This window comes from Streptomyces nidicola, assembly GCF_050106155.1.
Taxonomy (GTDB): Bacteria; Actinomycetota; Actinomycetes; order Streptomycetales; family Streptomycetaceae; genus Streptomyces.
Genome location: NZ_JBNBPI010000001.1, coordinates 3,359,265 through 3,383,808, shown reverse-complemented (window position 1 = coordinate 3,383,808; position 24,544 = coordinate 3,359,265). Strand labels below are relative to the sequence as shown.

General features: G+C 70.6%; 23 protein-coding genes and 2 riboswitches. Of the genes, 14 read left to right on the top strand and 9 right to left on the bottom strand.

Annotation, left to right across the window (positions count from 1 at the left end; genetic code table 11):
• Window positions 1-4: 4 nt before the first annotated feature.
• Window positions 5-1,111 (bottom strand): HAD family hydrolase, encoded by a 1,107-nt coding sequence (locus ACOKM3_RS15320; protein ID WP_426900815.1) that lies wholly within the window; start codon window positions 1,109-1,111, stop codon window positions 5-7.
• A gap of 135 nt (window positions 1,112-1,246) precedes the next feature.
• Between ACOKM3_RS15320 and ACOKM3_RS15315 the strand changes: the two genes are divergently transcribed.
• On the top strand, window positions 1,247-2,119 hold the full coding sequence (locus ACOKM3_RS15315; protein ID WP_426900813.1) for an AraC family transcriptional regulator: 873 nt from the start codon (window positions 1,247-1,249) through the stop codon (window positions 2,117-2,119).
• On the top strand, window positions 2,116-2,571 hold the full coding sequence (locus ACOKM3_RS15310) for a VOC family protein (protein WP_426900811.1): 456 nt from the start codon (window positions 2,116-2,118) through the stop codon (window positions 2,569-2,571). Before ACOKM3_RS15315 ends, ACOKM3_RS15310 begins: the two co-directional genes overlap by 4 nt.
• Here ACOKM3_RS15310 and glgX read toward each other — a convergent pair.
• Window positions 2,561-4,831 (bottom strand): glycogen debranching protein GlgX, encoded by a 2,271-nt coding sequence (gene glgX / locus ACOKM3_RS15305; protein ID WP_426900809.1) that lies wholly within the window; start codon window positions 4,829-4,831, stop codon window positions 2,561-2,563. The genes ACOKM3_RS15310 and glgX overlap by 11 nt on opposite strands.
• Window positions 4,832-4,977: 146 nt before the next feature.
• On the opposite strand from glgX, the gene ACOKM3_RS15300 reads away from it, so the two are divergent.
• The 6 genes from ACOKM3_RS15300 to ACOKM3_RS15275 all read left to right on the top strand — a co-directional run bounded on the left by ACOKM3_RS15300 (window position 4,978) and on the right by ACOKM3_RS15275 (window position 10,463).
• Window positions 4,978-6,198 carry a L,D-transpeptidase gene (locus ACOKM3_RS15300; RefSeq protein ID WP_426900807.1) on the top strand — a complete coding sequence of 407 codons (1,221 nt, stop codon included), beginning with the start codon at window positions 4,978-4,980 and terminating at the stop codon, window positions 6,196-6,198.
• Between the two features lie 154 nt (window positions 6,199-6,352).
• Window positions 6,353-7,546 (top strand): L,D-transpeptidase, encoded by a 1,194-nt coding sequence (locus tag ACOKM3_RS15295; RefSeq protein WP_426900805.1) that lies wholly within the window; start codon window positions 6,353-6,355, stop codon window positions 7,544-7,546.
• A gap of 106 nt (window positions 7,547-7,652) precedes the next feature.
• Complete coding sequence (locus ACOKM3_RS15290) at window positions 7,653-8,420, top strand: enoyl-CoA hydratase/isomerase family protein (protein ID WP_426900803.1); 768 nt, start codon at window positions 7,653-7,655, stop codon at window positions 8,418-8,420.
• Between the two features lie 293 nt (window positions 8,421-8,713).
• Window positions 8,714-9,217 carry an ATP-binding protein gene (locus ACOKM3_RS15285; RefSeq protein ID WP_426900801.1) on the top strand — a complete coding sequence of 168 codons (504 nt, stop codon included), beginning with the start codon at window positions 8,714-8,716 and terminating at the stop codon, window positions 9,215-9,217.
• Between the two features lie 72 nt (window positions 9,218-9,289).
• Complete coding sequence (locus ACOKM3_RS15280) at window positions 9,290-10,204, top strand: helix-turn-helix domain-containing protein (protein ID WP_426900799.1); 915 nt, start codon at window positions 9,290-9,292, stop codon at window positions 10,202-10,204.
• Between the two features lie 46 nt (window positions 10,205-10,250).
• Window positions 10,251-10,463 carry an EF-hand domain-containing protein gene (locus tag ACOKM3_RS15275; protein ID WP_266714300.1) on the top strand — a complete coding sequence of 71 codons (213 nt, stop codon included), beginning with the start codon at window positions 10,251-10,253 and terminating at the stop codon, window positions 10,461-10,463.
• Between the two features lie 49 nt (window positions 10,464-10,512).
• Here ACOKM3_RS15275 and leuA read toward each other — a convergent pair whose 3' ends face one another.
• Window positions 10,513-12,213 carry a 2-isopropylmalate synthase gene (gene leuA, locus ACOKM3_RS15270; protein ID WP_426900797.1) on the bottom strand — a complete coding sequence of 567 codons (1,701 nt, stop codon included), beginning with the start codon at window positions 12,211-12,213 and terminating at the stop codon, window positions 10,513-10,515.
• Between the two features lie 187 nt (window positions 12,214-12,400).
• On the opposite strand from leuA, the gene ACOKM3_RS15265 reads away from it, so the two are divergent.
• Window positions 12,401-13,105, top strand: a complete 705-nt coding sequence (locus ACOKM3_RS15265) for a FadR/GntR family transcriptional regulator (protein ID WP_426900795.1) — start codon at window positions 12,401-12,403, stop codon at window positions 13,103-13,105.
• A 72-nt stretch (window positions 13,106-13,177) separates the two neighbouring features.
• On the top strand, window positions 13,178-13,879 hold the full coding sequence (locus tag ACOKM3_RS15260; protein ID WP_426900793.1) for an NADPH-dependent F420 reductase: 702 nt from the start codon (window positions 13,178-13,180) through the stop codon (window positions 13,877-13,879).
• Between the two features lie 13 nt (window positions 13,880-13,892).
• On the opposite strand, the gene ACOKM3_RS15255 is transcribed toward ACOKM3_RS15260, so the two are convergent.
• On the bottom strand, window positions 13,893-14,447 hold the full coding sequence (locus tag ACOKM3_RS15255) for a glycoside hydrolase family 25 protein (RefSeq protein WP_426900791.1): 555 nt from the start codon (window positions 14,445-14,447) through the stop codon (window positions 13,893-13,895).
• 126 nt (window positions 14,448-14,573) lie between these two features.
• On the opposite strand from ACOKM3_RS15255, the gene ACOKM3_RS15250 reads away from it, so the two are divergent.
• On the top strand, window positions 14,574-14,918 hold the full coding sequence (locus tag ACOKM3_RS15250; protein ID WP_426900789.1) for a DoxX family protein: 345 nt from the start codon (window positions 14,574-14,576) through the stop codon (window positions 14,916-14,918).
• A gap of 119 nt (window positions 14,919-15,037) precedes the next feature.
• Window positions 15,038-16,033, top strand: a complete 996-nt coding sequence (locus tag ACOKM3_RS15245) for a L,D-transpeptidase (RefSeq protein ID WP_426900787.1) — start codon at window positions 15,038-15,040, stop codon at window positions 16,031-16,033.
• A gap of 29 nt (window positions 16,034-16,062) precedes the next feature.
• Here ACOKM3_RS15245 and ACOKM3_RS15240 read toward each other — a convergent pair whose 3' ends face one another.
• The 5 genes from ACOKM3_RS15240 to gcvT form a co-directional block, all read right to left on the bottom strand.
• Window positions 16,063-17,940, bottom strand: a complete 1,878-nt coding sequence (locus ACOKM3_RS15240; RefSeq protein ID WP_426900785.1) for an FHA domain-containing protein — start codon at window positions 17,938-17,940, stop codon at window positions 16,063-16,065.
• Window positions 17,941-18,090: 150 nt separating this feature from the next.
• Entirely contained in the window at window positions 18,091-19,470 is a 1,380-nt protein-coding gene (locus tag ACOKM3_RS15235) for an L-serine ammonia-lyase (protein WP_426906798.1), read from the bottom strand.
• Window positions 19,471-19,630: 160 nt separating this feature from the next.
• Window positions 19,631-20,893, bottom strand: a complete 1,263-nt coding sequence (gene glyA / locus ACOKM3_RS15230; RefSeq protein ID WP_426900783.1) for a serine hydroxymethyltransferase — start codon at window positions 20,891-20,893, stop codon at window positions 19,631-19,633.
• Window positions 20,894-20,901: 8 nt separating this feature from the next.
• A complete protein-coding gene (gene gcvH / locus ACOKM3_RS15225; RefSeq protein ID WP_266714318.1) occupies window positions 20,902-21,279 on the bottom strand; it encodes a glycine cleavage system protein GcvH in 378 nt (125 codons plus the stop codon).
• 64 nt (window positions 21,280-21,343) lie between these two features.
• Window positions 21,344-22,459, bottom strand: a complete 1,116-nt coding sequence (gcvT, locus tag ACOKM3_RS15220) for a glycine cleavage system aminomethyltransferase GcvT (protein ID WP_426900781.1) — start codon at window positions 22,457-22,459, stop codon at window positions 21,344-21,346.
• Between the two features lie 55 nt (window positions 22,460-22,514).
• Window positions 22,515-22,616, bottom strand: a riboswitch (glycine riboswitch).
• A riboswitch (glycine riboswitch) is annotated at window positions 22,617-22,715 on the bottom strand.
• A 160-nt stretch (window positions 22,716-22,875) separates the two neighbouring features.
• Between gcvT and ACOKM3_RS15215 the strand changes: the two genes are divergently transcribed.
• The gene (locus ACOKM3_RS15215) at window positions 22,876-23,496 is read left to right on the top strand and encodes an AAA family ATPase (RefSeq protein WP_426906797.1); all 621 of its coding nucleotides are present in this window, start codon (window positions 22,876-22,878) and stop codon (window positions 23,494-23,496) included.
• Between the two features lie 132 nt (window positions 23,497-23,628).
• Window positions 23,629-24,453, top strand: coding sequence for an enhanced serine sensitivity protein SseB (locus tag ACOKM3_RS15210; protein WP_426900779.1), 825 nt, complete (start codon window positions 23,629-23,631; stop codon window positions 24,451-24,453).
• Window positions 24,454-24,544 lie beyond the last annotated feature (91 nt).

Below are 24,544 nucleotides of genomic sequence, written 5' to 3'. Positions count from 1 at the left end.
GGGCTCAGCCGATCTGCTCGGGCGTCACGGTCACCCATCGCTTGTCGGCGGTCACCTTCTGGCCCAGCTCCTTCTGCCGCTTCGCCCCGTCCGCCTTCATCCCGTTCAGCTCCTTCATGTAGCTGTCCTTGCGGTTGACCCAGACCCGGACGCCGCCGTGCGCCACGTCCACCGACCGGAACAGCATCGGGCCGTCGCTCTTGGGCGTATCCCCGGCCGCGAGGATCGGCTTCTTCCAGGCGTCGATGTACGTGCTGATGGCGGCGGGCTTGCCCTCGTACCAGGTCGCCGGGGCCCACAGGTTCGGCGTCAACTCCCGCTCCTCCAGGGCCTTCTGGTCGAACGTCCCGGCCGCGATCTCCTTGCGGGAGCTCGTCACGTCACCCGTCTTGCGGTCCTTGAGCAGGGCGGCGACCCCGAGCACGTTCTCGGGCTTCACGTCGTAGCCGTACTTCGGGTCGCCGAGCACCATGCGGACGAGGTCCTCGCTCGCGGCGCTCACCACGTACACCTCGATGCCGTGCGAGCGCAGCGCGTGGTACAGCTCCCGCATGCCCTCCGAGAACTGGGGAGGCTTCGCGCCGCCCGGCAGCGGCTTGTCGTACGCGAGCAACTCGTCGACGTAGCCCTTGAGTTGTTTGAGCGTGAACCCGGAGAAGATCTGCGCCGCCCACGGATAGCAGACCTGGTCGTCGACCTCGCACAGCCGGTTGTAGTACTCGGTCAGGGTCTCCTTGTGGTCCGCCGTGTCCTTGAAGGGGATCACCTTCAGCGACGGGTCCATCGTGTCCCGCGTCAGGACGCCCTTCGTCTCCAGGAAGGGCAGCAGCGACTCCTCCAGGTCGTTGCGGTACGTCGTGTTGTCCGCGTCGAAGGTCGCGTACGCGCCCTGGTGCTCGTGCGCCGCGATCACCCGGGCGAGCTGCTCGGCCTGCGGTCTCGGCCAGTGCTTCAGCTGGGCGGCCACCGCGCGTACGTCACCGGATGTGGTGGCGGACGCGTCGGCGCCCGGCCACAGCACGGTCGTGGCGAGGGCGGCGGCGAGGGCGGCGACCGCGGCGGCGAGCAGGAGGGGCTTCTTGCGCAGGGAGTCTGCCTTGGTGAAGTTCACGACGGGCCACCGTAGAGCGGGCGGCCGCCGCCCGCCATGATCGGACTCACCGTGCGTGACCGGCATGTACCCGGCGGGTACGGGTAGCTGCCAGCGGTCCGGCACGAACACCGCGCCGGACCCCATACTGGAGGCATGAGCACCGGCTCCCAGGAGTTCGTGCGCGCGACGCCACGGCCCGGCGGCCCGATCGTCTCGGCGGTCGGCTATCGCACGCGAGGCCTGCCTCCCGCGCTCCACCGTGGCCTGCCCTCCCCGTACCTCACGGTGATCTTCACGCTCGACGAGCCGGTCGTCGGCGGCCACACCCCCGAGGAGGCCCTGGGGCCCGACGCGGTCCGCACGGACATCGTCGTGGGCGGGCTGCACCAGAGCCCCGAGTTCATCGCGCAGTCCGGGTCCGAGGGCGGCATCCAGCTCGCCGTGCACCCCCTCGCGGCCCGCGCGCTGCTCGGGGCGCCCGCGGCCGAGCTCGCGGGGCCCGTCGCGGTCGAGGGCGCGGACGTGCTGGGCCGGACGGCTGCGATCGTACGGGAGGAGCTGGCCGGGCTCGACGACTGGCGGTCCCGCTTCGACCTCGTCTCCGACTATGTGACGCGGCGGACGGCCGAGGACCCGCTGGCCGGCGTGCGCCCCGAGGTCGCCGAGGCGTGGACGTGGCTCGCCCGGCACCGCGGCGCGGGCACCCTGAAGGGGCTCGCCGCGCATGTCGCCCTCAGCGAGCGCCGCCTCACCACGCTGTTCCGCGCCGAGACGGGCCTGAGCCCCAAGCAGGCCGCCCGCCTGATGCGCTTCCAGCACGCGAAGGCCGCCGTCGTCCGCGCCGTCGCCGCGGGCGCCCCGCCGGACCTGTCCCGCGTCGCCGCGGAGCACGGGTACTGCGACCACTCGCACCTGGTCCGCGACTTCCGCCAGTACACGGGCCTGAGCCCGACCGGGTGGATCTCCGAGGAGTGCCGAAACATCCAAGCCGGGGGACACCACAACGGCGAAGACTCGGAGCCATGAACACCACACAGAGCACCCAGCAGAGCAACCCGCGGACACCCCGCGAGCCCGCCGTCTGGCCCACTCTCCAGGCGACCGACGCGCCCGCGCTCATCGACTTCCTCGTCGACACCGTCGGCTTCCTGCGCACGGCCGTCTACGAGGACGGCGACCGCGTCGCCCACGCCCAGCTCGACTGGCCCGAGGGCGGCGGCATCATGCTCGGCTCCCACAAGCCGGACGCCGAACCGGGCACCTGGTGCGTCGAGCCGGGCACCTTCGGCGGCTACGTCGTGACCGCCCGGGTCGACGAGCTGTACGAGCGGCTCGTCGACGCGGGCGTCAAGATCCTCCGCGAGATCGAGGACCAGCCGTACGGCAGCCGCGAGTTCGCGATCATCGACCCGGAGGGCAACATGTGGTCCTTCGGCACCTACGCGGGGGAGCCGCGACCCCAGGGCGCTACGTCCTGACCTTCAGGAGCAGCACCGTCCTCGCCTCCACGGTGATCGTGGCGCCGGCCTCGTGCAGCACGGCCGGCGCCGCGCCCTGCTCCTCCTCGCCGGTGTCCACCACCACCTCGTACGAGCGGGCCCAGGGCTCTCCCGGCAGCACGAAGCTCTCGGCCCGGTCGCCCGCGTGCAGGATCGCGAGGAAGCTGTCGTCGGTGACGGTCTCGCCACGGGCGTCCCGGCCGGGGATGTCGCGCCCGGACAGATACATGCCGACCGTGCCGGCGGGCGCGTACCAGTCGCCCTCCGTCATCTCGGTGCCGCGCGAGGTGAACCACGCCAGGTCCCGCAGCCCGTCCGCCGAGTGCGCGCGCCCCGAGAAGAACGCGCGGCGCCGCAGCACGGGGTGCGTGTGCCGCAGCGCGACGAGCCGTGCGGTGAGCGCGAACAGCTCCCGGCAGCCGGGGTCGTCGAGGAGGCCCCAGTCCACCCAGCTGATCTCGTTGTCCTGGCAGTACGCGTTGTTGTTGCCGCGCTGCGTGCGCCCGAACTCGTCGCCCGCCACCAGCATCGGCACCCCGGTCGACAGCAGCAGCGTCGTCATGAGGTTGCGCAACTGCCGTCTGCGCAGGGCCCGTATGCCCTCGTCGTCGGTCTCGCCCTCGACGCCGCAGTTCCAGGACCGGTTGTCGTGCGTGCCGTCCCGGTTGCCCTCCCCGTTGGCCTCGTTGTGCTTGCGCTCGTACGACACGAGGTCGCGCAGCGTGAAGCCGTCGTGGGCGGTGATGAAGTTGACCGAGGCGTAGGGCCTGCGCCCGCCCCACGCGTACAGGTCGCTCGACCCCGACAGGCGATACCCCAGGTCCCGTACGTCGGGCAGCGCGCCGCGCCAGAAGTCGCGGACGGCGTCGCGGTAGCGGTCGTTCCACTCCGTCCACAGGGGCGGGAAGGAGCCGACCTGGTAGCCGCCCGAGCCCACGTCCCACGGCTCGGCGATCAGCTTCACGCGCCTCAGTACGGGGTCCTGCGCGATCACCGCCAGGAACGGCGAGAGCATGTCGACGTCGTGCATGGAGCGGGCGAGCGCCGCGGCGAGATCGAAGCGGAAGCCGTCGACGCCCATCTCCGTGACCCAGTACCTGAGCGAGTCCGTGATCAGCCTGAGCACCTGCGGCTGCACCACGTGCAGCGTGTTGCCGCAGCCCGTGTAGTCGGTGTAGCGGCGCGCGTCGTCCTGGAGGCGGTAGTAGCCGCGGTTGTCGATGCCCTTCAGGGACAGCATCGGGCCCAGCTCGCCGGCCTCCGCCGTGTGGTTGTAGACCACGTCGAGGATGACCTCGATCCCCGCGTCGTGCAGCGCCCGCACCATCCGCTTGAACTCGCCCACCTGCTGGCCGGCCGTCCCGGACGCCGCGTATCCGGCGTGCGGCGCGAAGTAGCCGATGGAGTTGTAGCCCCAGTAGTTCCGCAGGCCCCGGCGCAGCAGATGGTCCTCGTGCGCGAACTGGTGCACCGGGAGCAGCTCCACCGCCGTCACCCCGAGATTCACGAGGTGCTCGATCGCGGCGGGGTGCGCGAGCCCCGCGTACGTACCCCTCAACTCCTCGGGGATTCCCGGGTGTTGGCGCGTGAAGCCGCGCACGTGCACCTCGTAGATCACCGAGTCCGCCCACGGCGTCTTCGGGCGCCGGTCGTCCACCCACTCGTCGCCGGACGCGTCGTCGTGCACGACCACGCCCTTCGGGACGTACGGCGCCGAGTCCCGGTTGTCGCGCACGGTGTCGGCCACATGCTGCTCGGGCCAGTCCCGTACGTGCCCGTAAACCTCGGGCGGCAGCCCGAACTCGCCGTCCACCGCCCGCGCGTACGGGTCGAGCAGCAGCTTCGACGGGTTCCAGTGGGCGCCCGTCCACGGATCCCAGCGGCCGTGCACCCGGAAGCCGTAGCGCTGCCCCGGAAGCACTCCCGGCACGAAGCCGTGCCAGATCTCGTGCGTCAACTCGCTGAGCGGGGCCCGGCGTTCACGGCCCTCCTCGTCGAACAGGCACAGCTCGACGGACTCGGCGCCGCCCGCCCACAGCGCGAAATTGGTGCCGGCCACTCCCTCCGGTCCCACCCGGAAGCGGGCGCCGAGCGGCACGGGCGTGCCCGGCCACACCGGCTCCAGCGGGGACACGCGCTCCCGCTCGCGACCGCGACCGGTGAACGGGGCGGGCAGCGCTCTGCCGTTGCCCGCGCGCGGCGCGCTCTGAACTGCCTCCTGCTCGGGTGCGCTCGACACCTGACGGCCTCCCGCGGCTCCACGACTCATGGGCAGCGGGGCGTGCGGCGTCCCGGCCGCGCTCCCCCTGCTTCCTCCCACTGTTCTGCCCAGAGCTTCGCTCGCACTCACGTTTCCCCAGCGGGGTGCCCATCGTTGGCTCTGGCGTGAGAACAGCTGTGAGGCGTGCGCGGCACGCAGGGGCGACCTTGGGCGCCGTACTGACCTGGGCAGGACTGATGGGCACGCTCGCCGGATGCGGCGGCGACACGATGTTCGGCAAGCCGCGGTCCGCGAAGGAACTGATCCGGGTCACGCCCGACGACGGGGCGAAGGGCGTGCGGGCGGGCGGAGGGCTTCAAGTCACCGTCCCCGAGGGCCGGTTGGAGTCGGTCGAGGTCGTCAGGGTCCAGGACGCGCAGGAGCGGTCCGTACCGGGCCGCCTGGAGCGGGACTCGATGCGCTGGCGCCCCACGGGCCCCGGAGCGGACCGCCTCGCGCTCGCCGCGCAGTACAAAGTCGACGCGGTCGCCGTGGACGGCCACGGGCGCCGGGTGGCCCGGCACACCACGTTCAAGACGTACGTTCCCGCCAAGCGCTTCATCGGCTACGTCACGCCCGAGCACCGGGCCAGGGTCGGCACCGGAATGATCGTGAAGGTCGCGTTCAACCGGGAGATCGAGAACCGGGCCGCTGTGCAGCGCGCGATCAGGGTCACCGCGAAGCCCGGCGTCGCGATCGCCCCGCACTGGTTCGGCAGGAGCCGCCTCGACTTCCGGCCGAAGAACTACTGGAAGCCGGGCACCGAGGTCACCGTCGACCTGGGCCTGCGCGACGTGCAGGCGGCGCCCGGCGTGTACGGCCTCCAGGACAAGGCGTTCACGTTCACGGTGGGCCGCAGCCAGGTCAGCGTGGTGGACGCGGCGGCGCACACCATGCGCGTGCACAGGCGCGGCAAGCCGGTGGAGACCGTGCCGATCACCGCGGGGGCGCCGGGCTCGACGACGTACAACGGGAAGATGGTCGTCAGCGAGAAGCTCGACGTCACCCGCATGGACAGCCGCACCGTCGGCTTCGGCGGCGAGTACGACATCCCGGACGTCCCGCACGCCATCCGGCTCACCGACTCCGGCACGTTCCTGCACGGCAACTACTGGTCGGGCGGCGTCTTCGGCCGCAGCAACGTCAGCCACGGCTGCGTAGGACTGCGCGATGTGAAGGGCGGCGGCTCCCGGACCCCCGCGGGCCGCTTCTTCGACCGCAGCCTGATCGGAGACGTGGTGGAGGTCAGGAACAGCGCGGACAAGAAGGTGGCGGCCGACAACGGGCTGGGTGGCTGGAACATGGGCTGGGCGCGCTGGAAGGCCGGGGGAGCGGTTACGTCCTAGCCGAAAGTCGGGCATCCTGCCCGCTGTTGGGACACAACGGTGACATCTCTGGGGATCCGTTTTCCCAGGTCGTGTGGTTATCTTTCGCAGTGCGCGCGTTGCAGGCGCGGTAGTGCGGGCCTTGGGGGCAAGGCCGTGCGAGGGGAGAAAGATCTTGAACGGGCGACGACCGATATCCGCGTTTCTGCTGGGGGCGGCACTCTTCCTTGTCACCGCATGTGGCGGTGGTGGCGGTGGAGGCGGTAACGACAAGGGGGATTCCGGCCAGGCGGGCGAGGCACACAAGGAGTCGCAGGCCGTGGTGGCGGTGGCGCCCAAGAACGGCGCCGACGGCGTCGCGACCAGCGGGGCCCTGAAGGTCACCGCGGCCAAGGGGAAGCTGACCGAGGTGAAGGTCGCCGACACCAAGGGCAACGAGGTGCAGGGCGCGATCACCGACGGCGGCGGCACCTGGACCCCGGCGCGGCACCTCGCCGCGTCGACCGAGTACAAGGTGCACGCGGTCGCCAAGGACAAGGCGGGCCGCGAGTCCGCCAAGGACTCCACGTTCACCACGCTCACCCCGAAGAACACCTTCATCGGCACGTTCACCCCGGAGGACGGCTCGAAGGTCGGCGTCGGCATGCCGTTCTCGATCCGCTTCTCGCGCGGCATCACGCACCCCGAGGACGTCGAGAAGGCGATCTCGGTCAAGGCCGAGCCCTCCGTCCCGGTCGAGGGCCACTGGTTCGGCAACGACCGCATCGACTTCCGCCCGGAGAAGTACTGGGCGACGGGCACCAAGGTCACCGTCAAGCTGAACCTCGACGGCGTCGAGGGCCGGCCAGGTGTCTACGGCAAGCAGGTCAAGACCGTGAAGTTCACCGTCGGCCGCAGTCAGATCTCCACCGTCGACGCCAAGACCCACATGATGACCGTCAAGCGCGACGGCAAGACCATCAAGAAGATCCCGATCACCACGGGCAAGCCGGGCTACGAGACCTGGAGCGGCACGATGGTCATCAGCGAGCGGCTGCGTGTGACCCGCATGAACGGCGAGACGGTCGGCTACGGCGGCGAGTACGACATCAAGGACGTCCCGCACGCCCAGCGCCTGACCGACTCCGGCACGTTCATCCACGGCAACTACTGGGGCGGCGGCACCTTCGGCAACGTCAACTCCAGCCACGGCTGCATCGGCCTGCGCGACGTCCGCGGCGGCTACGACAAGAAGGTCCCGGCGGCCTGGTTCTTCGACCAGTCGATGACGGGCGACGTGGTGGTGGTCAAGAACACCCACGACAAGACGGTCGACGCAGGCAACGGCCTGAACGGGTGGAACATGTCGTGGGCGGACTGGAAGAAGTAGAGGCGTCAAGCCCCGATTTGCGGACGAGAGCCCGCGGGGTCCGGGGCAGAGCCCCGCGACCCTGCCGCCGGTCGGCCGCAACCATCCGCTGGGTACGCTGCGCCGCATGACCGTTCACCTTGAAGTAGCCGACGGCGTCGGGACCATCCGCCTGGACCGCCCCCCGATGAACGCCCTGGACATCGCCGTCCAGGACCGCATCAAGGAACTCGCCGAGGAGGCCACGACCCGGGACGACATCCGGGCCGTGGTCGTCCGCGGCAGCGAGAAGGTGTTCGCGGCCGGCGCGGACATCAAGGAGATGCGGGACATGGACCACGCGGCCATGGTCGCCCGCTCCCGCGGACTGCAGGACTCGTTCACCGCCGTCGCCCGCATCCCGAAGCCCGTCGTCGCCGCCGTCACCGGCTACGCGCTGGGCGGCGGCTGCGAGCTCGCGCTGTGCGCCGACTTCCGGATCGCCGCCGACAACGCCAAGCTCGGCCAGCCGGAGATCCTGCTCGGCCTGATCCCCGGCGCCGGCGGCACCCAGCGCCTGTCCCGGCTCGTCGGCCCGTCCAAGGCCAAGGACCTGATCTTCACGGGCCGCCAGGTGCGGGCCGAGGAGGCGCTCACCCTCGGGCTCGTCGACCGGGTGGTCCCCGCGGCCGAGGTCTTCGACGCCGCGAACGCCTGGGCGGGGCAGCTCGCCAAGGGGCCCGCGATCGCGCTGCGGGCGGCGAAGGAGTCGATCGACACGGGCCTGGAGACGGACCTCGACACGGGCCTGGCGATCGAACGCAATTGGTTCGCAGGCCTGTTCGCCACGCAGGACCGGGAGACCGGGATGCGTAGCTTTGTGGAAGAAGGCCCGGGGAAGGCGAAGTTCGCCTGACGGCGTCCCGGCGCCGTCCAAACGACCCGTCAATTGCCTTATGGGCAAACCGAGTTGATCAGTTCGCTCGTTCGGGGAGTATTATCCGAACCTTAAGCGAACCTTAAGCGCGTTCGGTCGCAAACGATCAACGGCGACCTTCGCGCGAGGAGTTGTCGCAGGTCAGATCGGGTGCCAACACCCCTGTACTGCCAAGGGCATATGCCCAAACGGCCCTCCGGAACGAAGCGTTCCGGGGGGCTTATTCCGTCGGAACGGCCCCACGGAGGGCTCCATGGCCCCATCATGGAGCCATGGCGGGGCTTGAGGGTGTGGAACAACCGCGGCGGCACGCGAGTGCGACCGCGGCGCGCTGGTCTCCCGCGGTCGAGGACGAACACGCCCTGAGGGCACTGGAGTTGTTCGGAAATCCGGCCGAGGCGGAGGTGTCGCTGCCGTCGCGCCCCGAGTCGGCCGCGACCGCACGACGGCTCGCACAGGTGGTCGTCCTGCGCCACTGGGGCCTCTCCCCGAAAATGACCGAGGACGGCGTCCTGCTCGTCTCCGAGCTCGTCGGCAACGCGGTGCGGCACACCGGTGCCCGCCACTTCGGCCTGCGCATGCTGCGCCGCCGCGGCTGGATCCGCATCGAGGTGCGCGACCCGTCCCGCGGCCTGCCCTGCCTGATGCCGGTGCACGAGCTCGACATCTCCGGGCGCGGCCTCTTCCTCGTCGACAAGCTCTCCGACCGCTGGGGCGTCGACCTGCTGCCGCGCGGCAAGACGACGTGGTTCGAGATGCGCGTCGCCGACCGCTGACCCCCTCCCCGGTCACGGGCCTCGTACGCTGGGCTTGAGTCTCCACCCACTGGAAGGCCCAGACTCCTCGACATGATCGACGACGGCCCGCAGCTGCTCACGATCGGACAGCTGGCACGCCGCACCGGCCTCACGGTGCGCACCATCCGGTTCTGGTCCGACGAGGGCGTCCTGCACCCCGTGACCCGCAGCGAGGGCGGCTACCGGCTCTACGACGCCGAGGCCGTGGCCCGCCTGGAGCTGATCCGCACCCTGCGCCAGCTGGGCCTCGGCCTGGACGACGTACGGAAGATCCTCTCCGGGGACCGGGACATCGCGTCCGTCGCCGCCGCGCACGTGGCGGCGCTCGACGCGCAGATCCAGGTGCTGCGGCTCAACCGGGCCGTGCTGTCGACCGTCGCCAAACGCAATTCGAGCGCCGAGGAGATGGCCCTGATGAACAAGCTGGCACGACAGTCCGCCGCCGAGCGCAAGCGGATCATGGACGACTTCGCCGAGGAGATGCTGCACGGCCTGGACACCGTCGACCTGGTGGTCCAGGAGCGGATGCGGAACATGAGCGCGGGCCTGCCGGACGACCCGACGCCCGAGCAGGTCGACGCCTGGGTGGAGCTGGCCGAGCTGCTCCAGGATCCGGAGCTCAAGGCGGGCATGCGGCGGGCCACCGAGTACAACGCGGCGGACCGCACCCCCGAGGACACCGCCGGCTCCTCCATGCGGTTCCTGCAGAAGCTGGTCGCGCTCGCGGGCGACGCGGTGCGGGACGGGATCGACCCGGCCTCGCCCGCCGCCGAGCCGGTGCTTCAGGAGCTGCTCGGCGACGCCGACCGGTCCGCCGTCCTCGACCGGCTGCTCGCCACGATGAACGACAAGGTGGCCCGCTACCGGGAACTGCTCGTCGTCCTGAAGGGCGGCGCCCCCGAGCACCCGCACCGCGAGGAGTTCGCCTGGGTACTCGCCGCACTGCGCGCCCGCACAGCCAGCTAATCTGGCTGCCGTCAACACGGCAGTACGAAAATCGAGGGGTGACCCGGTGGCGGACATCGAGGAAGCACGCAAGGCGTTCGATCGCTTCGACGCGGACGGTGACGGCTTCATCACGGCGGCCGAGTACAAGAGCGCCATGGCGCAGATGGGCGACTTCAACGTCACCGACTCCGTGGCCGAGGTGCTCATCGCCGGGCAGGACGCCAACGGGGACAAGCGGCTCTCGTTCGACGAGTTCTGGGCCAACCTGAACAAGTGAGTTCGAAGGCCCGGTGGGGCGTGCGCGCGGCGCACGCCCCACCGGTGTCTCACACCGCGGCCCTGTTCACCGCCGACAGCACCGCCCGTACGGAAGCGGCCAGCACCGACGTGTCCCGGCCCGCGCCCCACACCGGCACCCCGCCGACCCGGCAGTGCGCGAACGCGACCGTCTCGGCCTCCCGCCCCGCCGTCAGCGCGTGCTGGCCGAAGTCCAGGACGTCCACGTCCAGGCCGGCCGCCGCGAGCGCGTCCGCGAAGGCCGCCAGCGGGCCGTTGCCCTTGCCCTCCGACTCCCTTGCCGCACCGTCGACTTCGAGCGTGCACGTGAAGCGGTGCACGGCGCCGTCCTGCCGCGCCGACCAGCCGTCGGCGAGCGCCACGGGGCCTGTGGCATCCAGATAGGCCGCACGGAACAGGGCGTACAGCTCGTCCGGCTCCGCCTCGCGGCCGCTGTTGTCGGTGGCCTCCTGCACGAGCCGCGCGTACTCGGGCCGCAGCGCCCGCGGCAGGTCGACGCCGTGGTGCTCCTTCAGCAGATACGCCATCCCGCCCTTGCCGGACTGCGAGTTGACGCGGATCACGGCCTCGTACGTACGCCCCACATCGGCCGGGTCGATCGGCAGATACGGCACGTTCCACGGCTCGTCCGGGTGCGCGGCGCGGTGCGCGAAGCCCTTGGAGATGGCGTCCTGGTGGGTGCCGGAGAAGGCGGTGTAGACGAGTTCACCGCCGTACGGGTGCCGGGGGTGCACCGGCAGCCGGTTGCAGAACTCGACCGTCTCGCGCACCGCGTCGATGTCCGAGAAGTCGATCATCGGGTCGACGCCCTGCGCGTACAGGTTCATCGCGAGGGTGACGAGGTCGACGTTCCCCGTCCGCTCACCGTTGCCGAACAGGCAGCCCTCCACCCGCTGCGCCCCTGCCAGGACGGCGAGTTCGGCGCAGGCGACGCCGGTGCCGCGGTCGTTGTGCGGGTGCACGGAGAGGATGACGGACTCGCGGCGGGCGAGGTGCCGGTGCATGTACTCGATCTGGTCGGCGTACACGTTCGGGGTCGAGATCTCGACGGTCGTCGGCAGATTGTGGGTCACCGGGCGGTCGGGGCTCGCGTCCCACAGCTCGGTCAGCCCGTTGCAGACCTCCAGGGCGAAGTCCGGCTCGGTGAGGTTGAAGGTCTCCGGGGCGAACTGGAAGCGGATGTGCGCGTCCGGCCGGGCGTCGGCGAGGCGGGCCATGTGTGCGGCGGCCTCGCGGACGGTGCGCCGGATCCCGTCCCGCGTCATGCCGAGCACGACGTCGCGCCAGGTGGGGGAGGTGGGGATGTAGAGGTGCACGACGGCGCGCGGCAGCCCCTCGATGGACTCGAAGGTCCGCTCGATCAGATCCGGCTTGGCGGGCGTGAACACGACGGGGGTGACGTCCTCGGGCACGGCACCGGTCGCGACTTGCTCGGCCAGGTGCCGTACGAAGTCGAAGTCCGTCCGGCTCGCCGACGGATAGCCGACCTCGATCTCCTTGAAGCCCATCCCGACCAGCAGGTCGAAGAAGCGGCGCTTGCGGGCGGTGTCCATCGGCTCGGCGAGCGCCTGATTCCCGTCGCGCAGATCGACGGGCACCCACAGCGGCGCCTCGGTGAGCCGTTTCGACGGCCAACTCCGGTCGATAGAGGGGATGTTGACGCGCTCGTGGTCGGGCCGGTAGCGGCGATACGGCATCGGGCCCGGGGTCTGCGGATTCCAGCGGTACATGGTGGCTGAGGCCTTCCTCGGCTCGGTCGTGCGGGGACGACCGGCAGCACGGCACCCCGCGGCGGGGTGCCGGTCGCGTCAGGCCCCGCCGCGGCAGCCGAGAAGAAGGAGTCCGCGGAACATGCTCGGTACACTAGCCACACCTCTGGTCCTCAGACAAGTACTCCTCAGACAAGTTGGTGATCCCGTGTCGTCGCCGGCCGGCCCCCTCCGCCCCAGCCCGCTCGTCGAACAGGCCGCGGAACGCCTTCGCGCACAGATCGCCGACGGCGCCTGGCCCCTCGGCGCCCGCCTGCCCGGCGAGACCACACTGGCCAAGGACCTCGGCGTCGGCCGCTCCACCGTCCGCGAGGCCCTGCGCGCGCTCACGGGCCAGGGGATGTTGCGGCCGAAGCAGGGCGCGGGCGTCTTCGTCACGGCGCTGCGCCCGGTCGAGGACTGGCCGACCCGGCTGCGCCGCGCGGCGGTCGCCGACGTCTACGAAGTCCGTACGCTCCTGGAGATCCAGGCCGCGCGGCTCGCCGCCGAGCGCCGTACGGACGAGGACATCGCGGCGATGCGGGCCGCGCTCGACGCGCGCAGGGCCGCGGCGGGCGGCCCCGGCGGCGCGTTCGTCGACGCCGACATCGCCCTGCACGCCACCGTCGTCGCGGCCGCCCGCAACCCGGTCCTCACCGACCTCTTCGCCGAGTTCGCCCCGGCCCTGCGTGAGGCCCTGGTCGACCTCCTCGCACTGGTCGACGTACAGCAGGCCGAGCAGGACCACGGGGACGCGGCGCACGCGGACCTGGTGGAGGCGGTGGCTGCGGGGGACGCGGAGGCGGCGGGGCGGGCGGCGCGGGACGAACTGACCGTGATGCAGGGGAAGTTGGCCTCGCGGGACGCCGAGTGAGGCCGATTGGCCCGTTTGGGGCGATCTGGGAATAGCCCGCGGGACCTCCCGGTTCGCAGTCCACGTACATACGTGCGTGAATCCGCTGACCCCGAAGGGCAAGGGCACGACATGAAGATCGGCATCATCGGCGCGGGCAACATCGGTGGCAACCTCACCCGGCGCCTCACCACCGTCGGCCACGACGTCCACGTCGCGAACTCCCGCGGTCCCCACACCCTGACCGCGCTGGCCGAGGAGACCGGCGCGACGCCCGCCACGATCGAGGACGCGGTGCGCGACGCGCAGGTCGTGGTCGTCACGATCCCGCTCAAGGCCGTGCCGAACCTGCCCAAGGGCCTCCTGGACACGGCGGCCCCCGACGTCGCCGTCATCGACACCGGCAACTACTACCCGCAGCAGCGCGACGGGAAGATCGCCGGGATCGAGGACGAGGGCCTGACCGAGAGCCGCTGGACGGAGCGCCAACTCGGCCACCAGGTGGTCAAGGCGTTCAACGGCACCTACGCCCACGACATCCTCGACAAGCCCCGCCCCTCCGGCGACCCGCAGCGCGTCTCCCTGCCCATCGCGAGCGACGACGCGGCCGCGAAGCAGGTCGTCACGGCACTCCTCGACGAGATCGGCTTCGACACCGTGGACGCCGGCGGCCAGGACGAGTCCTGGCGCCAGCAGCCCGGCACCCCGGTCTACGGACTCGCGTCCGACGCGGCGGCGGTGCGCAAGGCGCTGGACGCGGCGTCCCCGGAGCGCACGCCGGAGTGGCGGGCCTGACCACCGCCTCCCGTCAGACGCCGCCCGCCCACTCGTGCAGGGCGTTCTTGCTCTCGAAGTCGGCGATGTTCTTGTCGAGTGGGCTGTCGGTGTACTGGTGGATCACCCAGTCCGCCTTGATGCGGGGCTTCCCGGCGCTGACGTAGTCGGCGATCCAGAGCCCGTCACCGGCGTACGAGGTCGTGTCCACATTGAGCCAATAATTCCGGTTTGCGTAGAGAAGGACCCGGTGGTTGGGCCGCAGCCGCTTCACCTCGCGGATGAACTTGTCCTTCTCCGCGTTGCTCGCGTGCGTGCCCTCGCCGGTCGTCTCCCAGTCGGCGGCCAGCAGGTCCCCGACCTTCTCCGGGGCCTTGCTCACGAAGTACTCGGCCTGCGCCGTGATGTTCCCCGGCCACAGAAAGTGGTAGAAGCCGACGACGCACCCGGCGTCACGCGCCCGCTTCGTCTGGGCGGCCAGGCGCGGATTGACGTAACTACGGCCCTCCGTCGCCTTGATGAAGACGAACGAGACGCCGTCCGTGTCGAACGTGGACTGGTGCGAGCTGACGTCGATGCCACGGATCATGCGGGCCTCCTGGTCTGTGGGGCGACGAGGTCGAACTTTCATCGTCCCTGATCCGGGGCCCGCGGATGTCACGTTTGCGCAGGGTGAATCCGTCCGTGTGGTGAACCCTTTCTGGAGGAGCACACCATGTTCACGGTCTACGTCATCGTCACCGTCCTCGCCGCCGTCGTCTACGGCTCCGCGGCCGTCGCCAATCTCGCCGGGCACTCCTATCCGAAGGCCCAGGCCGACAAGCTGGGGGTGCCGTACGCGTGGATTCCATGGCTCGGGACCGCGCTCGGCGCGGGGGCGCTGGGGCTGCTCGCCGGGTTCGTGGTGCCGGCGCTGGGGGGCGCGGCGGGCGTCGGGCTCGTCCTGTACTTCGTGGGGGCGCTGGGCGCGCATGTCCGCGTGGGCGACCGGTACCTCGGGCCGTGGGCCTTCTGCTTCCTGCTCGCCGTCGCCGCCCTGGTGCTGCGGATCACTGTCTAGTACGCGCATGAGCTGCCGCAATCTTGGAACACGCTTTGCACGCGGTACGCAACTGACGTACCCCGCGGAGCTGTCTGACAGGGAGGCGGCCCCCGCTACGGGGTACGCGGTGACGGAGAGTGGGGCAGTTCGTGGGACGGCGCAAGGGCAGCGTTATAGGGATCTCGCTCGTGACGGTCGCGATGCTGGTGGGCACGAGTGCCTGCGGCGGGGGCAGTGACGACAAGGCGAGCGGGGGTGACGGGAAGGCGGACAAGAAGTCGAGCGCGTCGCCGTCGCCGGCGAAGCCCAAGGGGCCGCCGATGCTCCTGGACACCATCACCCCGCAGACCGGCAGCACGGTCGGCGTGGCCATGCCGGTCTCCGTGGTGTTCACCAACCCGGTGGCGGCGAAGGCGCGGAAAACCGTCGAGAAGCACATGAAGGTGAGCACGTCGACGCCGGTGAAGGGCGCCTGGCACTGGTTCGGCGACCGGCGCGCCGACTGGCGGCCCAAGACGTACTGGCCCTCCGGTACGAAGGTGAAGGTCGACGCCGACATGAAGGGCGTCAGCAACGGCAACGGGCGCTACGGCGTGCACGGCTACACCCACACCTTCAAGGTCGGCGACGATGTGCGCGCCGACGTCTCCGTCCCCGGCCACACACTGAAGGTGACGAAGGACGGCAAGGCCGTGCGCACGCTCTCGATCAACGCGGGCAGCGCCGAGTACCCGACGTGGAACGGCACGATGGCCGTCATCGACAAGCAGAAGAAGGTCCACATGACCTCCTGCAGCGTCGGCATCAGCTGCGACAAGGGCAGCCCGAACTATTACGACCTGACGCTGCCCTGGGACGTCCACCTCACCCAGTCCGGCACCTACGTCCACTACTCGACCGGCGACCCGAACCCGGGCAGCGGCAGCGCCCGCGGCTCGCACGGCTGCGTGCACCTGTCGATGTCCGACGCCAAGTGGTTCTACAACCAGGTCAAGCAGGGCGACCCGATCACCATCACCGGCTCCCCGCGCGCCAAGGCCCCGGCGGACAACGGCTATGCGGCCTTCAACCTGAGCTGGGACCAGTGGCTGGCGGGGAGCGCGTCGGGGCAGGGGACGAGCGCCGCCCTGTGAGCCGTCCGGCGCCCTGGTGGGCCGGTCGCTCAGCCCACCAGGAGCGGGTCCAGCCGTTCCGCGGGATAGAAGATGTCGATGTCGACCTCCTCGCCGCCGACGATCTGGGTGTCCCAGGCGCCGCTGTGCACCAGGGTGTACAAGGTCTGGCCGTTCAGCGTCTCCAGGTGCTTCAGGAGCGTCGCGTCGTCGGGCAGTCCGGGGATCCGCGGCGCCAGACGGTCGCGGATCGCGCGGAGCTGATCCATCAGCGCGTCGAGGTCGGCCTGCCGGTCCGGAGTCCGCTCCGCGGCCTCCGAGATGCTCTGCTGGATCTTGTCCTTGATGGCCCGGGTCACCCCTTGCTCGTCCGTGGTGATCATCGAGTTCCAGGCGCGGCTCTTGTGCCGGTACTGGAGCATCGACATGGCCGCCTCGTGGCGTACGAAGTCGGCATCGCGCAGCGGCCGCCCCCGCCAGGTGCCGCTGAGTGACCGGGCGAGCGAAATGGCCGATCCCCAGCCGCTGTTGAGGCCGCGTCCCGGCCAGAAGTGGATGGCGTTGGCGGCGTCCCCGAGCAGGAATCCGTACGTGCCCGGTCCCGCGGCCGTCTTGGGGTGCAGCCGCGCGGTGAACCGCGGGCGCTGCACCATGTCGAGGCGGAACGCGGTGACGGCGCTCAGGTCGGACTCGGGCACGGCGAACAGCGCGAGCCCCTCCTTGACCCGCTTCCACAGCGCCGACCCCTTGAGCAGGGCGGGCAGGAACAGGGTGCTGTGGGTGTCGCAGAGGAAGTCGCCGTCCTCGCTCCGGTTCATCACGCACGGGCGCGAGGCGATGCACTCCTCGAACACCTGCCGGACGGGGTCGATCCCCACGACCTCCTTCGCCTCCTCGTCGGTGAGCCGCATGTTGAGGAAGCCCTCACCGCGCAGGGAGTTGAGGAGGAACCGGTTCTGCGCCACGGTGAGCAGCACGGACATCGGATCCGGCAGCCCGGACTTCACCCTCAGGCCGAGCACCACGTCCTGGAGGTGCGCGCCCTCCAGCGAGTAGATGGACGTGTCGGCCCGGCCGAACTTCTCGGCGAAGTGCTCGCGCGTCCGGGAGCGGCCCCCCTCGCAGATGGCGAGTACGTGGTCCGCGGCCGCGCTCTTCTCGTGTTCGGCCGGATCGAACCGCTCCGGCACGAGGCGGATGCGGTCCGGCTTCTCGTTGGCCAGCTCCAGGAGGGTGTCCTCCACGTAGGAGATCCGGATGTTGCGCGGCTGGTGACCGCGGATCGAGTCCGGGCCCGCCGGCCACATCTCGCTGTACGCGCCGTCCTTGAACAGCCGGTCCTGGACCTCCTGCGGAAGGCCCAGGTACTGGCGGCTCTGCACCGTGACGACCTGCATACGCCGGACGTTGCCCTGGGTCGCGTCCTTCCAGACGACCCTGTCCCCGGACCGGGTCCAGCGGCCGTCGTAGATCGTGACGGCGGCCCGGGGACCGAGCAGGGACTCCAGGAGCAGGGCGAAGGCAAGCCCCACGGGGCCGCCGCCCGACACCGTCACCTTGAGCACCGGGACCGGCTGCTCGGCAGGAGGCGGTGTGAGGGCCTCCAGGACGGAGAGGTCCATGATGGTCTCCATCGGCCCGGCCGCCTCGAACGAGAACGTCTCCTCACCGATCGTGATGACGTCGTCGGGCTGGAGCACGCGCGAGGTCATGCGCTCCCCGTTGACGTATGTCCCGTTGCTGCTTCCCAGGTCGTAGAGCATGAATCCATGGCCCTCGCGGCGTACCTCGGCATGGAAGCGCGAGATGCTCACGTCGCGGATCACCACGTCGTTCGCGGACTTGCGGCCGAACGTGAGGGGCTTCGCTCCGATGCCGAACCGCTCTCCGGCCAGGGAACCTTGACGGCTGACTATCTCAGGGGGCATGAGTCCTCGGATTCCATTGATCCAACGAGCCAGGACCGTGCAGCGAGAGCGGCCGCACCCCGGCCGCCCTGCCCGTACGTCAAAGCTAGAGCCGTCGACGGATTCGGAAACCCCCTGGCGCGTGAACCGGCCGAGCCCGAGGAGGCGGACTCAGCACTCGATGATGTTCACCGCGAGGCCGCCGCGCGCCGTCTCCTTGTACTTGACGCTCATGTCCGCGCCGGTGTCCCGCATCGTCTTGATGACCTTGTCGAGGGACACCTTGTGCGAGCCGTCGCCGCGCAGCGCCATCTTCGCGGCGGTGACGGCCTTGACCGCCGCCATGCCGTTGCGCTCGATGCACGGGATCTGGACGAGGCCGCCGACGGGGTCGCAGGTCAGGCCGAGGTTGTGCTCCATGCCGATCTCGGCCGCGTTCTCCACCTGCTCGGGGGAGCCGCCGAGCGCCTCGGCGAGGGCGCCCGCCGCCATCGAGCAGGCGGAGCCGACCTCGCCCTGGCAGCCGACCTCGGCGCCGGAGATGGAGGCGTTCTCCTTGAAGAGCATGCCGATGGCGCCCGCGGTGAGGAGGAGGCGGATCACGCCGTCCTCGTCGGCTCCGGGGATGAAGTTCACGTAGTAGTGGAGGACCGCCGGGATGATGCCGGCCGCGCCGTTCGTCGGGGCGGTGACGACCCGTCCTCCGGCCGCGTTCTCCTCGTTCACGGCCATCGCGTAGAGGGTGATCCACTCCATGGCGTGGGCCACGGGGTCGCCCTCGGCGCGCAGCTTGCGGGCCGAACTCGCCGCGCGGCGGCGGACCTTGAGGCCGCCGGGCAGGATGCCCTCGTGCGACATGCCGCGGGAGACGCAGGACTGCATGACGCGCCAGATGTCCAGGAGACCCTCGCGGATCTCCTCCTCCGTGCGCCAGGCCTTCTCGTTCTCCAGCATCAGCGCCGGGATGGACAGGCCGGTCTCCTGCGTGAGGCGGAGCAGCTCGTCGCCGGTGCGGAAGGGGTACTTGAGGGCGGTGTCGTCGGGGACGATCGGGTTCTCGCCGGCCACGGCATCTTCGTCGACGACGAAGCCGCCGCCCACCGAGTAGTACGTCTTGGTGAGCAGCTCCTTGCGCCCGGAGGCCTCGTCACCGTACGCCCACAGCGTCATGCCGTTCGCGTGGTACGGGAGGGCCTTGCGGCGGTGCAGGACGAGATCGTCGTCGTACGAGAACGGGATCTCGTGGGCGCCGAGCAGGTTGAGGCGTCCCTTTTCCTTGATCGCCTCGACGCGCTCGTCCGCCTTCTCCACGTCGACGGTGCGCGGCGAGTCGCCCTCGAGGCCGAGCAGCACCGCCTTCGGGGTGCCGTGTCCGTGCCCGGTCGCGCCCAGCGAGCCGTACAGCTCGGCGCGTATCGAGGCGGTGTGGGCCAGCAGGCCCTCGTTCTTCAGGCGCCGCGCGAACATGCGGGCGGCGCGCATCGGGCCGACCGTGTGCGAGCTGGACGGGCCGATGCCGATCGAGAACAGGTCGAAGACCGAGATGGCCACGGTGGGACTCCAAAGGTGGTGGTAGACGCCGTTGTCTGCCGGGCTGTGCATGGTGGCTGTGCATGGAACGGGGCACCGCGCTCACTGATGACTGCTTGTTCCAGTGTGCGCGGTGCCCCGACAGGACGTACCTACGAAAGGGTACGTAATCCGGGCCGAATTACTTCAGGCCGGGGTACAGCGGGTGCTTCTCGGCCAGAGCGGTCACCCGGGCCTTGAGCGCCTCCGCGTCGTAGGACGGCTGGAGCGCGAGCGCGATGACGTCGGCGACCTCGCGGAAGTCCTCGGCCCGGAAGCCGCGGGTGGCGAGGGCCGGGGTGCCGATCCGCAGGCCCGAGGTGACCATCGGCGGGCGCGGGTCGTTCGGGACCGCGTTGCGGTTGACCGTGATGCCGACCTCGTGGAGCCGGTCCTCGGCCTGCTGGCCGTCGAGCTCCGAGTCGCGCAGGTCGACGAGGACCAGGTGCACGTCGGTGCCGCCGGACAGGACGTTGACGCCCGCCGCCCGCGACTCCGGGGTGGTCAGACGCTCGGCGAGGAGCTGGGCGCCCTCGATCGTGCGCGCCTGGCGCTCCTTGAAGTCCTCCGAGGCCGCGACCTTGAAGGAGACGGCCTTGGCCGCGATCACGTGCTCGAGCGGACCGCCCTGGAAGCCCGGGAAGACGGCCGAGTTCAGCTTCTTCGCGAAGTCCTTGTTGCGGGCGAGGATGATGCCGCCGCGCGGACCGCCGAGCGTCTTGTGCGTCGTGGACGTGACGACGTCGGCGTACGGGACCGGGTTCGGGTGCAGGCCCGCGGCCACGAGGCCCGCGAAGTGCGCCATGTCGACCCACAGGTACGCCTCGACCTCGTCGGCGATGCGACGGAACTCGGCGAAGTCCAGCTGGCGCGGGTACGCCGACCAGCCGGCGATGATCACCTTCGGGCGGTGCTCCTTGGCGAGCCGCTCGACCTCGGCCATGTCGACCAGGCCCGCGTCGTCCACGTGGTACGGGACCACGTTGAACTGCTTGCCGGAGAAGTTCAGGCGCATGCCGTGCGTGAGGTGGCCGCCGTGCGCCAGGTCGAGGCCGAGGATCGTGTCGCCCGGCTTGGCGATGGCGAAGAGGGCGGCCTGGTTCGCGGAGGCGCCGGAGTGCGGCTGCACGTTCGCGTACTCGGCGCCGAAGAGCGCCTTCACGCGGTCGATCGCGATCTGCTCGGTGACGTCGACGTGCTCGCAGCCGCCGTAGTAGCGGCGGCCGGGGTAGCCCTCCGCGTACTTGTTGGTGAGGACCGAGCCCTGGGCCTCCATGACGGCGGCCGGAGCGAAGTTCTCCGACGCGATCATTTCGAGGGTCGACTGCTGGCGCTTCAGCTCGGCGTCGACCGCGACGGCGACCTCGGGATCGAGCTCGTGCAGGGATTCGTTCAGTACGGACATCGGTGGGGTCAGCTCCCGGAGAACTCGGTGTACTCGTCGGCGGAGAGCAGGTCCTTCGGCTCGTCGGCCAGCCGGACCTTGAACAGCCAGCCGCCCTCGAACGGGGCCGAGTTGACCAGGGCCGGGTCGTCGACGACGTCCTGGTTGATCTCGGTGACCTCGCCGTTGACGGGGGAGTACAGGTCGGAGACCGACTTGGTCGACTCGAGCTCGCCACAGGTCTCGCCCGCGGTCACGGTGTCACCGACCTCGGGGAGCTGGACGAACACGATGTCACCGAGCGCGTTCGCGGCGTGCTCCGTGATGCCGATCGTGGCGACGCCGTCCTCGACGGCCGAGAGCCACTCGTGCTCCTTGCTGTAACGCAGCTGCTGGGGGTTGCTCATGATGCGAATTCTCCTGTACGCGGGAAGGTGCTGGTGACGGAGGGGGCGCCCGGACGGGCGGGGGCTACTTCTGGCGCTTGTAGAACGGCAGGGCCACGACCTCGTACGGCTCGTGCTTGCCGCGGATGTCGACACCGACACCCGCCGTGCCCGCCTCGGCGTGCGCGGGGTCCACGTACGCCATCGCGATCGGCTTGCCGAGCGTCGGGGACGGGGCGCCGGAGGTGACCTCGCCGATCACCTTGCCGTCCACCACGACGGACATCCCGGCGCGCGGGACGCGGCGGCCCTCGGCGATCAGGCCGACGAGCTTGCGCGGCGGGTTGGCCTCGGCGCGCTCGGCGGCGGAGACCAGCGCGTCGTGGCCCACGAAGTCAGCCCCGTGCGAGGTCTTCTCGAACTTCACGACGCGGCCGAGACCGGCGTCGAAGGGCGTGAGGTCGGTCGTCAGCTCGTGCCCGTACAGCGGCATGCCCGCCTCCAGGCGCAGCGTGTCCCGGCAGGACAGGCCGCAGGGGACGAGGCCGTACTCGGCGCCCGCCTCGGTCAGCGCCTGCCACAGCTTCTCGGCGTCGGCGGGGGAGACGAACAGCTCGAAGCCGTCCTCTCCGGTGTAGCCGGTGCGCGCGATGAGCGCCTCGACACCGGCGACGGTGCCGGGCAGACCCGCGTAGTACTTCAGGCCGTCAAGGTCCGCGTCCGTGACGGACTTCACGATCGCGGCAGAGGTCGGGCCCTGCACCGCGAGCAGCGCGTACGCGTCGTGGTCGTCGCGGACCTCGGCGTCGAAGCCGGCGGCGCGCTCGGTGAGGGCGTCGAGTACGACCTGCGCGTTGCCCGCGTTGGCGACGACCATGTACTCGGTCTCGCCGAGCCGGTACACGATCAGGTCGTCGAGGATCCCGCCGTCCTCGCGGCAGATCATCGTGTAGCGGGCGCGGCCGGCGCCGACGGAGCCGATGTTGCCGACGAGGGCGTGGTTGAGCAGGTCCACGGCCTGGGGCCCGGACACCGTGATCTCGCCCATGTGGGAGAGGTCGAAGAGGCCGGCCCGCGTGCGCACGGCGTTGTGCTCGTCGCGCTCGCTGCCGTAGCGCAGCGGCATGTCCCAGCCGGCGAAGTCGGTCATGGTCGCGCCGAGCGAACGATGCAGGGCGTCCAGTGCGGTGGTGCGGGTCATAGCTGGTCTGCTCCCAGGGGCATGACGGCGATGGCGGGGTCTCGCGTACGAGACGTCCTCCCCATCTGTCATCGGAACCTGAGAGGTTCGCCCCGAGGGGGCTTGCACCTTGGGTGGGGGCGCCGTGTCACAAAGGCGCCCCACTTTTCAGATCTGCCTCGCCCGCGCGGTACGGGGCCTGAGAGATTCAAGGGAGGAACTTGCTCCTTCGGCGTCCGGGTACTCGTCGTTCCCGGAACTCTCCCGCGCGGATTCAAGCGGCCGGTATGCAGTTGCGCGCACATCATTGCATGCCCGTCCGACAGGGAAACCCCTTGAGGGGCATTACCTTCTCTTTACACTTGAGGGGCAAGGGTGACGTGACCGCAGCGGGGAGGACGATCACGGTGCACAAGGCAGTGGCGGGGGCTTATGCGGTGTCTGCTTCGGCGCCGGTGGTGGCAGGGGTGCGGATCCCCGGTCAGCGCTCGGTGCGGGACCTGCGCGGCCGCCGCGGTCACACGCCGCGCAGGCTCGCGTTCGCGGCGGGCGACCTCGTCGTGCTCTCCGGCCTGCCGGGCAGCGGCAAGTCGACGCTGATGCGGCGGGCCGTCACGGAGATCCGGATCGATTCGCAGGACACCCGCGAGCGCTGGGCCGCTCGCATGCCGCGCTACCTGCCGTACGCGCTGTACCGCCCGCTGGTCCGCGTCGCGCACTACGTGGGGCTGCGCCGGGCCATGCGCTCGGGCGTGAGCGTCGTCGTGCACGACTGCGGTACGCAGGCGTGGGTGCGCCGCTGGGTGATCCGCACGGCGCGGCGGCGCGGGGCCGCCGTCCACCTGATGCTGCTCGACGTACCGGCGGACACGGCCCTGGAGGGGCAGCGGGACCGCGGCCGCGGGGTGTCCCGGTACGCCTTCGCCCGGCACCGCCGCGCGGTGGGCGCGCTCGTCAGCTCGACGGAGCGGGGAGACCTGCCGGCCGGGATGGAGTCGGCGGTGCTGCTCGACCGGTCGGCGATGGAGGCGCTGGGAGGGATCACGTTCGGCGACTGACGCGGTGCCTGCCCGGTAGGACACCGGTGCCCGCCCGGTAAGCGGAAGGAACCGCACCGTGTCCCCATGTGTGTACGAGTTAAGGTCGGGCGGGCACAGCAGCGGGCAGAACAGCAGAGGTTGATGGCAGTCATGGAGTTCCCAGGCACCCAGGAGCCGGGTCACGGTCACGCCCAGGGGCACGAGGGCGGCTACGCCCACCCCGCGCAGGGCTGGCCCGCCAACGAGTTGGAGCAGGTCCTCGCGGCGGCCCTCGGCCAGGAGGCGGGGAGCTCGGCGGGTGGCCGGATCGTCGAGGTGCTCGGCCGCAGCCACGTGTGGATACCGCTGCCCAGGGGCGGTTCGAACGCCAGCAGGGACCTCGATCTGCCGAGCCTGGAGATCGCCGGCCAGGCCTACGTCCCCGTGTTCAGCTCCGAGCAGCAGTTCATGGCGGTCACCGGTGGCCGCATGGACTGCACGGTGGCGCCGGCCGTGGAGTTCGCGCGCGGGCTTCCGCCGCAGGTCGGCATCGCGGTGAACCCGGACGGCACGGTGGGTGTGCCGCTGCCGCCGCCGGCCGTCGCCGAACTGGCCCGCAGTGGTCGCACGCCGCTGGACGGCCCGGCGACGGGTGGCCGCGTGGTGCTGAGCGAGCCCGACTGGCAGGTCGACCCCATGGACTTCCTGGCCGCGGTGCGCGAGGAGTTCGAGGCGCTCGGCACGGTGCTGAGCGCCCGGCGCTGCCTCGCGACGGTGGAGGACGCGGAGCCGTCCCTGTTCATCGGCGTGGAGCTGTCGCAGTCCGTGGGCGTCCCGAGCGGCGCGGGGGACCTGCCGCTGGACGCGCTGGGGCGGGCACTGGGCCGGGCGCCGGTGGCCTGGGCCGTCAACCTGGTGTTCCTGGACGTGACGCAGGACCCGGTCGCGGACTGGCTGCGTACACACGTACGGCCGTTCTACGTACGAGAAGGGTGACGGCGTCCGTCAAGTCGGTGTCAGTATCGCCGCTTAAGCTGGTTTCATGACGTGACCGGACGGCGCCTCGCTTTCCGGCCACGTGTGGAAC